The 9,152-nt window shown below is 68.5% G+C and carries 8 protein-coding genes; all 8 read right to left on the bottom strand.

Going from position 1 to position 9,152, the window contains the following annotated elements; all coding sequences use genetic code 11:
• Window positions 1-99: 99 nt before the first annotated feature.
• Window positions 100-1,968, bottom strand: coding sequence for a xylan 1,4-beta-xylosidase (locus AB0I41_RS33985; protein WP_357115237.1), 1,869 nt, complete (start codon window positions 1,966-1,968; stop codon window positions 100-102).
• 136 nt (window positions 1,969-2,104) lie between these two features.
• Complete coding sequence (locus tag AB0I41_RS33980) at window positions 2,105-3,682, bottom strand: glucoamylase family protein (RefSeq protein ID WP_357115235.1); 1,578 nt, start codon at window positions 3,680-3,682, stop codon at window positions 2,105-2,107.
• Window positions 3,683-3,712: 30 nt separating this feature from the next.
• Window positions 3,713-4,618 (bottom strand): carbohydrate ABC transporter permease, encoded by a 906-nt coding sequence (locus AB0I41_RS33975; RefSeq protein ID WP_357115233.1) that lies wholly within the window; start codon window positions 4,616-4,618, stop codon window positions 3,713-3,715.
• Window positions 4,619-4,622: 4 nt separating this feature from the next.
• Window positions 4,623-5,552, bottom strand: a complete 930-nt coding sequence (locus AB0I41_RS33970; RefSeq protein ID WP_357115231.1) for a sugar ABC transporter permease — start codon at window positions 5,550-5,552, stop codon at window positions 4,623-4,625.
• A gap of 1 nt (window position 5,553) precedes the next feature.
• A complete protein-coding gene (locus AB0I41_RS33965) occupies window positions 5,554-6,813 on the bottom strand; it encodes a sugar ABC transporter substrate-binding protein (protein WP_357115229.1) in 1,260 nt (419 codons plus the stop codon).
• Window positions 6,813-7,811 carry a LacI family DNA-binding transcriptional regulator gene (locus tag AB0I41_RS33960; protein WP_357115239.1) on the bottom strand — a complete coding sequence of 333 codons (999 nt, stop codon included), beginning with the start codon at window positions 7,809-7,811 and terminating at the stop codon, window positions 6,813-6,815. The genes AB0I41_RS33965 and AB0I41_RS33960 overlap by 1 nt, the downstream gene beginning before the upstream one ends.
• Before the next feature lie 214 nt (window positions 7,812-8,025).
• Window positions 8,026-8,433 carry a hypothetical protein gene (locus AB0I41_RS33955; RefSeq protein ID WP_357115227.1) on the bottom strand — a complete coding sequence of 136 codons (408 nt, stop codon included), beginning with the start codon at window positions 8,431-8,433 and terminating at the stop codon, window positions 8,026-8,028.
• Between the two features lie 431 nt (window positions 8,434-8,864).
• The coding region (locus tag AB0I41_RS33950) for an integrase core domain-containing protein (protein WP_357115225.1) at window positions 8,865-9,152 on the bottom strand (288 nt) is incomplete at its 5' end.

Genomic DNA, 9,152 nt, shown 5'->3' with positions numbered 1-9,152 from the left:
CTGGAACAGGCGTTCCTCGCTGTCCTCGGCCCACGGCCGGGGAAGTTGGTGGTGAGGACAACTGCCGATGACGCTAACGGGTTGTGGGGTTCTGGCCGCTCACGGTGTCAGGTGTACGACCGACACCGGCTCGAAGCGCAGGAAGGAGACGCCCGGCATCGGCAACGGAACCTGGATCACCGTCGCCCCGTCCTCGGCGCGGACCTCCCGTGCCGGCTCGTACTCCTCGATCGTGTTGCGATCTCGCAACTGCTCCCACTGGCCGCCGACCGGCCAGTCACCGTCGCCGAGGTCCCTCCACACCTGCGCGATGTTGGAGTGCGTACGGTCGATCCGCCAGTGGCGGAGCCGGTACCGGTCGCCCGCCAGGCCCTCGACCCGGACGTGAACGTCGCGGCTGAGCCGCTCGTCGCCCTCGGCTTTCGACTGGTCGAGTGTGCCGTTCCACACCAGTACGTCCACCGACGCGTCGTCGTCTCGGGCCGCCCAGGCCTGGACCAGGCTGTCCGCGCCGTCGCCGAGCATCACGACCGGTAGTTCGTCGTTTCCCAGCCGGTTCAGCAGGGCAAGTGCCCAGAACCGGGGCTTGCGCAGATTCCCCACGGTGAGCAGGCCGAAGCCGCCATGGAAGAGGCGGGGCGGTCGCCCCAGTTCCTCGAAGTGGTCGGACGCCACCCAGTAGGCCAACGCGTCCACCCGATTCGCCGCAGAGCGCATTCCGGTCAGCAGGAACGTGGCGGCGAACACCCCATCGCTGACCGGGTTGAAATGGGTCGGCGTGATGCCCCACTCGGTCCAGAGGATGTTCAGGTCCGGCCTGCCGTACCGCTGGCACAGGGGCCCGAAGTCCAGCGGTGGGGAGCCGTAGGTGTGGGTGGAGATGAAGTCGATCGGTGTGTCGGTGGTACCGGCATGCTCGAGCAGCTCTCCCACCCAGCCTGCTGCCGCGGAGGACGGACCGCCGACCGCCAGGTGGGTGTCGACGTCCTTGACGGCCCGCGCGGTCACCTCGTAGAGCCGCATGAAGTCCGCGGGGGTCCCGGACCAGAACACTTCCAGGTTCGCCTCGTTCCACACTTCGAACGGCCACTGGCGCACCTCTTCGCGCCCGTACCGTTCGATCAGATGAGACACCAGGTGGCGGATCAGGTCGGCCCACCGCTGCCAGTCCTTCGGCGGTGAAACGATCGCGCGGTAGGCGAACACGGTCTTGGTCGGGTCGCTGGCCAGGTCGCGGGGCATGAACGAAAGCTCCACCACGGGGCGAAGCCCGAGGTCGAGCAGCTGGTCGTAGACCTTGTCCACCCCGGTGAAGTCGTACACCGGGTCACCGTCGACCTCCCGGTAGACACCGAGGTCGTCGCAGAGGATCGCATGCGCTCGTACCGCTCCGACGCCCAACTCGGTTCGCATGATGCCCAGTGCCTCGGCGAATTCCGCGCCGATCGGTCGGCCACCGGTGGTCTCCCGGTTGAGTAGGTGACTGAGGTGCTCCGAACCGATCACCGGACGCCAGGGCCGGTGCAGCGTACGAGTCCTTCCCGCAGCGTCGATCGTCAACCGCACCACCGGGGCGCCCCGATCCAGGGAGACGGCCTGCACCGGTTCGGACATCGGCCCGACCCGGTCCACGTCGGCAAGGGCCGCCACGGCGTACCGGTATTCCCGCCCGCACTCGCCGGTGGTGTCCGCGTATGGCGGATGCGGCACCGCGAGCACGTCCTGGCCGTGGTGATCCAGACGGGTCAGTGGCCTGCCGGGCTCGCCGCGATAGACCTGGTAACCGACTGCGCCTGCCACCGGCGTCCAGCGCAGCGTCACCTGCCCCTGCCCGGGGGTCGCCGTCAGACCCTCGGGTGGTTCGGGTCGGAACTCGTGCTCGACGTGGTCGGCCCGGCGCCGTCCGATCCGGGCCTGCCAGTCGGTCCGGGCGTGCTCGGCGTCGTTGGCGCTCGTCGTGTCGGTCATGCTCGGTTGGCCCTTCGTCTCGGGAACTCGTGCCACTGGTCGCGTCGAGGGCTGGAACACTTTGTGCCCGCACGCGTCGCGGAGGGTGAGCGCGGGGGGCTCCCGGCGGCCGGCTGGCCGCCAGGAGCCCGACGTGCTACTGCGACGCTGGTACGGAGAACTCCTCGACGCGCATCACCGGCTGCAGGAACTGCTCGGCACCGCCGCGGCTGAATTCCTTGCGCAGGACGTCACCGCCGTACAGGTTGCCGAGCGCCGCCATGATCATGCCCTGGTCCAGCGCCAGATACCGCTTCGCGACCGTGCCGCTGCGCACCGCCACCGAATCGTAGAAACCACCGGGTCCGTAGCTGTCGAAATCGCTGCGGAGCCTCGCCAACTCGGCCTGCGCCTGCGCGGGCGCGTACCGCATGGCCAGGAACACCGCGTGCGGCGTCACCACCCCGTCGCCGTACGCGGTGGGCGTCGGCTGAGCGGGTCGGTCGGGGCAGCCCGCGAAGCCGTAGTCGACGCTGGTGCGCTCTTGGTCGCTGGTGTACCCGTTGGTGTCGAGTCCCATGGCGTCCACCCCGTACTCGCGGTACCCGCCTTGCGGGTCCGAGGCCGGCGAGAAGCCCCAGTGGCCGTACTTCGCGTCGTTCATGCCGTGCTCGATCTGGCCTCGAACGTAGACCGGGTGGTTGCGCGCCCAACTGTCCGGCCCCCACTGCTCCTCGGGCACGAACAGGTTCGGCATGAGTGCCTCGAACATGTCTCCACCCCAGGTCGGCACGAACTGCAGGCCGCGGTAGCGGTAGGCGCCTTCGAAGACGGGCACGCCCAGGTACTCCCGCCACTGGCCGACCGGGCGCATCTCCTGCCATGACCAGTCGCAGGTGTCGGGGAAGGTACGCCACGGCGCGAAGTAGTGGGCGGGCGGCACCTGGCCGAGTGCGATCGCCACGTAGCTGATCATCCGGGTCTCGCTGTTGAACGCGCCGTACGTGTGGCAGGTGTAGTAGACGTCGGGGCCGCGGTGCTCGTAGTTGCCCTTCGTGGCACAGCCCGGCGGCGGCTCGACCCAGAACCCGCCGCGCATCAGGCCGGCGGGCACGTCCGGACCTCGCGCCTGGGAGTCGTAGAAGAAGCCGAAGTCCATCGCCTTGAGCAGCGGGTCGGACTTGGGGCGTAGCTGCGGTACGGCGTTGTGGACGATCATCAGCGCGGCGGCGAGCCACGCGTTGTCGACGCTGGAGGCGAACGGGTAGACGGCCGACCCGTTCTCCGGCCAGGTGTGCAGTACCTGCAGGGTCGACGGGTCGTACCAGTTGTAGAACATGCCGGAGTCGGGGTGCCGCGGCAGCTCGGCGAGCGAGTCGAGGGCGTGGGAGATCCGCTGCACCTGCTCCCGCTCGCTGATGACGTTCAGCTTGCGCGCGGAGATCGCCGACCAGATGTACGCGCCGATGTTGGTGGGCGAGGTGTACCGCGCGCGACTCTCGGGCGAGAGGTTTCCGTCGATGTTGTCGGCGGGCAGCCCGGTGGCCGGGTCGGCCATCGCGGCCATGGACCGCCAGGTGTCGGCCGTCCACGGGTCGACGCCGGCTCGGTTGACGGGCAGGTCGGCGCCGGTCGGTGAGCTGGCGGGTGGTGCGGCGGCGGCGCTGGCCGCGCCGGTCGCCGCGAGGGTGAGGGCGAGCGCCGCCGCGAGGGCGACGCGGATGGGACGGATCATTGGCTACCTCCGGAGGTGGTTCCGGGTCCGCTACTTCAGGCCGGTGGTGGCGATGCCGCGTACGAAATGCCGTTGAAGGAGGAGGAAGACGATCAGCACGGGCAGCACCACCACGACGGAACCGGCGAGCAGCAGCCCGAACTTGGTCTGGTTCTGGCCCACGCTGAACAGGGCGAGGGCCACCGGGAGCGTGTACTTGTCCTCGGTCGTGGCCACCACGAGCGGCCAGAGGAAGCTGTTCCAGAAGGTGAGGAAACTGAGGATGCCCAGGGCGGCGAGCGCGGGGCGACACAGCGGCAGGACGATACTCCAGAACACCCGCAGTTCGCCGGCGCCGTCGACCCGGGCGGACTCGATCAACTCGTCAGGAATGGACTGCATGAACTGGCGCATGAGGAACGCTCCCAGCGCCCAGGCCAGGAAGGGCAGCACCAGGCCGGCGTAGGTGTTGGTCAGGCCCATGTTGGCCACCAGCACGAACAGCGGAACGAAGGTCACCATGCCGGGGACCATCACGGCGCTCAGGACCAGACCGAACAGCGCCCGCCGGCCCGGAAACCGCAGCTTGGCCAGGGCGTAGCCGACCGCCGAGCAGAACATCAGATTGCCGAGGGTGATCAGGCCGGCCACGATGGCCGAGTTCAGGAAGTACGTCGGGAAGTTCAGCCGGCCGAACAGGGATCGGTAGTTGTCCAGTGTCGGGTGGTCCGGCCACCAGGTCGGTGGGACGAGTCGGATCTCACCTTCCGTCTTCAACGACGACAGCAGCATCCACACGAACGGGCCGACCATGACCAGGAGCCCCACCACCAGCACCGCGTGCAGGACGATGGTGGCGACCCGGTCACGAGCACGCCGTGTCCGACGACGTCCCGTTGCCTCCGGCACCTCGGGCGCACGATGCGGTCGGCCGGGCGTGGTCACCGAGGTCGACATCGGATCACCTTCCCTCGTCGGACTTCAGCAGCCGGAACCACAGGATCGACATCACTACGATCACCAGGAACAGCACGTAGCTCATCGCCGAGGCGTAGCCGTAGTTGCCGAAGCCGAACTGGTTGTAGATGTGGTACGACACCGACAACGTCGAGTTGAGCGGCCCGCCTCGGGTCATCACCAGCGGCTCCTCGAAGAACTGCAGGTAGCCGATCGTCGCGATGACCCCGACGAAGAGCAGCGTCGGGCGCAGCGCGGGCAGTGTCACGTACCGCAGCTGCTGCCAGGAGGTCGCCCCGTCGATGCGTGCCGCCTCGTACAGTTCCTGCGGGATGGCCTGCAGGCCGGCGAGGAAGATCACCATCTGGTAGCCGAGGTTGCGCCAGGCTGCCATGACGATCAGCGCTGGCAGGGCGACCCGGGTGTCGTAGAGCCAGTTCGGCCCGTGCACCCCGACCAGTCGGAGCAGGCTGTTCACCAGACCGGAATCGGGCTGAAGCAGGAAGCGCCAGACCACGGCGATCGCCACGATGCTGGTGACGACGGGTAGGTAGTAGCCGACCCGGAACAGCGACCGGAACCGGGTCAGGCCGGAATTCAGTCCGAGCGCCGCCGCCAGTCCGGCCACCATCGTCAGCGGCACGCCGGCCAGCACGAAGATGACGGTGTTCACCGCCGACTTGATGAACAGTTCGTCGTTGAGCAGCCGGCTGTAGTTGTCGATGCCGACGATGTTGACGCCGAGCGGGTCGCGCAGATCGGCGCCGCGGATGTCGGTGAAGCTCATCAGCAGCGAGGCGAGCACCGGCCCGGCCATGAAGACCAGGAACAGGACGGTGAAGGGAAGGGCGAAGCCCCAGCCGACCGCGGCCCGGCGGAGGCGCAGGCCGCTACGCCCCCGCCGGGTGGACACGTCAGACGCGACCGCGGTCATGTCAGGTCCCGGTGCCGATCGAGACGGCCTGCTGCTGCATGGCCTTGGCGGCGTCCTCCGCCTTCTCCCCCGTCTTGCACATCTTCTCGACCTCGGCGTCGATCGCCGCGGAGACCTGCTCCCAGGTGGCGATCGTCGGCGGGGACTTGGCGTCCTCGAGTTGCTTGCCGAACGCCGACAGCTGCGGGTCGCCGCTCAGCGCCGGGTCGTCCCAGCCCTTCTTGACCGCGGGCAGATCGGTGGCCGTCTTGTACCACTTGGCCTGCACCTCGGGGCGGGAGAGGTAGGAGACGAACTTCCAGCCGCCGTCACGGTTCTTCGCGTCCTTGAACACCGCCAGGTCTCCACCGCCGACGAAGGACGTGCCTGACTGCTTGGTGGGCATCGGCCACAGGTCGTACTTGCCGGCGCCGCCCTGGTCCTTGAGGACGGTGATGTGCCAGGGGCCGGAGACGAACGCCCCGATCTGGCCCTTGACGAAGGCCGGCTCAAGGGCGCCCTGCGGCAGATCCTTGGGTGCGAGGCCCTCGTCGAAGAAGGACTTGTAGAAGGCGAAGCCCTCGACCGTCTCCGGGCTGTCGAGGGTGAACTTCCCGTCCTTGACCACGTCGCCGCCGTTCTGCCAGACGAACGGCATGACGGTCTGCCAGGAACCGGTCTGGCCGGGCTGGAGGTTGACACCCCACTTGGCGCCGCCCTTGTCCTTGAACGCCTTGATCGCCGACTTGAGCTCTTCCCAGCTCTTCGGCGGGGTGGTCACCCCGGCCCTGGCGGCGACGTCCTTGTTGACGTAGAACAGGCGCGTCTCCACGTACCACGGCACCCCGTAGGAGGTGCCGTCCACGACCGTGGTGTTCCACGCGCCCTCGTAGAAGTCGTCCTTCTTGACCAGGTCCGCCGGGGTCGGGTCGAGGCCCCCGGTCTTGGCGAACTCGCCCATCCAGGTGGTACCGATGAGGCTGACGTCCGGTGTCTGCCTACCGGCGATGGCCGTGGCGAGCTTGTCGTGTGCCCCGTCCCAGGGAACGGCGCTCACCGTGACCTTCGCGTCCGGATTCTCCTTCATGAAGTCGTCGGCGATCGCCGAAAGCTTCTCGCCCTCGGTACCCATCGCCCAGACCGTGATGTCGCCCTTCGCCTTGCCCTCCCCGACGGGCTTGGCCGCTTCCTGACTGCCGCCACCGCTGTCGCGGCCGCAGCCCGCCAGCGCCAACGCCACCGCGAGGGCCACGGCGACGGCCCGGCGGGTCCCTGTCTTCATCACGAATCCTCCCTATCGACTGAATGTCGGCCGCAGCTCGTACGGATGACGAGCTGCGTTTGCAGCACCTCTCGACGCGCGTGAAAACGGCTGCCGGCCATCCGCTCCTGCAGCCACCGCGCCGCCGTCGCGCCCAACTCACGCATCGGCTGACGCACCGTGGTGAGCCCCGCGTACCGGGCGGCCATCACGTCGTCCCAGCCGACGATCGCGACGTCGTCGGGGACGGACAGCCCCATCTGTTGCGCCGCCGCCAGCGCCCCGAGCGCGACCTCGTCATTCGCGCAGACCAACACCTGCGGACGGGGCGGTCGCGCAAGCGCTCGCTGCGCGGCCTCCTGCCCGGCTGGCACATCGAAGGCGCAGCGCAGCGGTGCGCGCGGGGGCCGGATCCCGCCACCGACGAGCGCCGCGCGAAAGGCGTCGTAGCGGGCGGTCACATCGGACGACTCGGCGGGGTCGCCCAGGTAGGCGAACCGCCGATAGCCGTGACCCAGCAGGTGGGTGACCATTTCGCGGGCACTGGCGTCGTTCTCCGTCGTGACGGTGTCCAGCTCGCCGATCGGGGGCCGGCCCAGCAGTACGGTGGGCATGCCGGTCGCGGCGACCTGGGCGACCACGCCGTCGGAAACCGTCCGACCCATGATCGCCATGCCGTCTACGCGACGAGCCAGATCCAGCACCTTGCGGTCCGGATCGGTCCGCCCGTGCGTGGCCAGGATCAGGACGCTGCTGCCGAGATCGGCGGCTAGCTCCTCGTACCCGAGGATCACCTCGGCGTAGTACGGGCCGGACAGATCCGGGAAGACGATGCCGTTGGCCGCGTGTCGGCCCTCGGCCAGCGACTGACCCAGGCGACTGGGTCGGAACTGCAGCTCCTCCACCGCCTCGAGGACCCGGCGACGGGTCTCCCGGGCCACCTCCCCGTGACCCCGCACGACCCGGGACACCGTGGCGATCGAGACGCCCACCCGCTGCGCAACCTCGTAGATCGTCACGTGCTGTCGGTCCTGCGGGTTCAACCGGACTCCTGAAGCGGCATGAAAAGCGCTTACTCCTACCGTAAGCGCTTACAGTCGACTCAGGGTGACACCGGTCACAGTGATTGTCAACCGATCGACGGACATGGCCGTCCACCGTCAGATCGGTGGCCCCGCCGTGCCTGCCGCGGATTCAGGCCTGGTGGCCGCCCGGCGTCAGCTGACGAGCCCCTCAGGCTCCACCCGGGTATCCCAGATGGCTGTCACCGGCCCAACCGATGCCCCCGGGCGGTTGCTTCCACTCGCTGGCACGCCGCTTCGAGATCGGCAGGTCAGGCCATCGCTTACGCGCCGCCTGCCGGCTGACGCCGACCGCTGCGCCAAGCTCGGGATAGCCGGCACCGTACTGCACCGCTTCCTCGGCACTGGCGGACACGAGGTCATCGAGAAGGCTGCGCATCTGCTCACCTACCGCCATGCGCGCGAGGTGGGTCCGCATCCCCTCCGCGTGGCTCGGCGCGTGATCTGCCGCGCGCCGGGCATCCACGTTGGAGTCGTTCAGCCGCCGGGCCCAGCCGCCGGCAACAGCACTCAGTTCCTGCCGCAATTCCTGCCGCTCGTCCGGCGTCAGATCCCGCATGATCCGGCTCCCTTGTCAGTGGTCCCGCACCCCAGGGTGCGCTCGACAACCAGAGTTGTCAACCATTGCACGCATGCCACTGTCCGGGCGCGCAGGTGACCAAGGAGAGGGGCGGGACCGCTGCTGCGTGCTGTGGCGCTCTCACCTGAACACTGGCCCACGCATTACGAGCCAGCGTTGGTCGATATTCCCCTGTCCCTGTGGGTCGCACCAGTACACGTTCTGCCGGATTCCGCCTGGTTACACCGCATGGGTAACGCCGCACCGTCCAACCGAGGTGAACCTGTCCATGGGGCCGAGCACCTGCGGAGCAGGTACACCGCCGATGTGCGCGGCCAGGTGTCGCGCGCCCGAAACACCAGCCCGTCGCCCAACGGCACCTTCAGCAGGTACGGCAGGGTTGTCAAGCCCCGGGTTTGATGGAGAGTTGGTTAGCTGGCTTTCAGGGGTGCGGTGACCGGGTGGGTCATCGCGTGTAGCGCCTCGTGTTCGGCGGGTGGGACGTGGCCGAGTTCGCCGTGCAGCCGTCGGTTGTTGTACCAGTCGATGTACTCGACGGTGGCCATCTCCAGGTCGTCGAGCCCGCGCCACGGGCCCTTGTTCCGGACGAGTTCGGCCTTGTACAGGGAGTTGAAGGCCTCGGCCATGGCGTTGTCGTAGGAGTCGCCCTTGGAGCCGACGGAGGCGACGGCGCCGGCCTCGGCGAGCCGCTGGGTGTA

Source organism: Micromonospora sp. NPDC050200 (assembly GCF_040656135.1).
In the GTDB taxonomy this organism is placed as follows: domain Bacteria; phylum Actinomycetota; class Actinomycetes; order Mycobacteriales; family Micromonosporaceae; genus Micromonospora.
This window is presented reverse-complemented; position numbering and strand designations above follow the sequence as displayed.

Coding starts and splice junctions, on each gene's coding strand:
- AB0I41_RS33985 (WP_357115237.1), bottom strand. CDS start 1,968: ATGACCGACACGACGAGCGCCAACGACGCCGAGCACGCCCGGACCGAC.
- AB0I41_RS33980 (WP_357115235.1), bottom strand. CDS start 3,682: ATGATCCGTCCCATCCGCGTCGCCCTCGCGGCGGCGCTCGCCCTCACC.
- AB0I41_RS33975 (WP_357115233.1), bottom strand. CDS start 4,618: ATGTCGACCTCGGTGACCACGCCCGGCCGACCGCATCGTGCGCCCGAG.
- AB0I41_RS33970 (WP_357115231.1), bottom strand. CDS start 5,552: ATGACCGCGGTCGCGTCTGACGTGTCCACCCGGCGGGGGCGTAGCGGC.
- AB0I41_RS33965 (WP_357115229.1), bottom strand. CDS start 6,813: ATGAAGACAGGGACCCGCCGGGCCGTCGCCGTGGCCCTCGCGGTGGCG.
- AB0I41_RS33955 (WP_357115227.1), bottom strand. CDS start 8,433: ATGCGGGATCTGACGCCGGACGAGCGGCAGGAATTGCGGCAGGAACTG.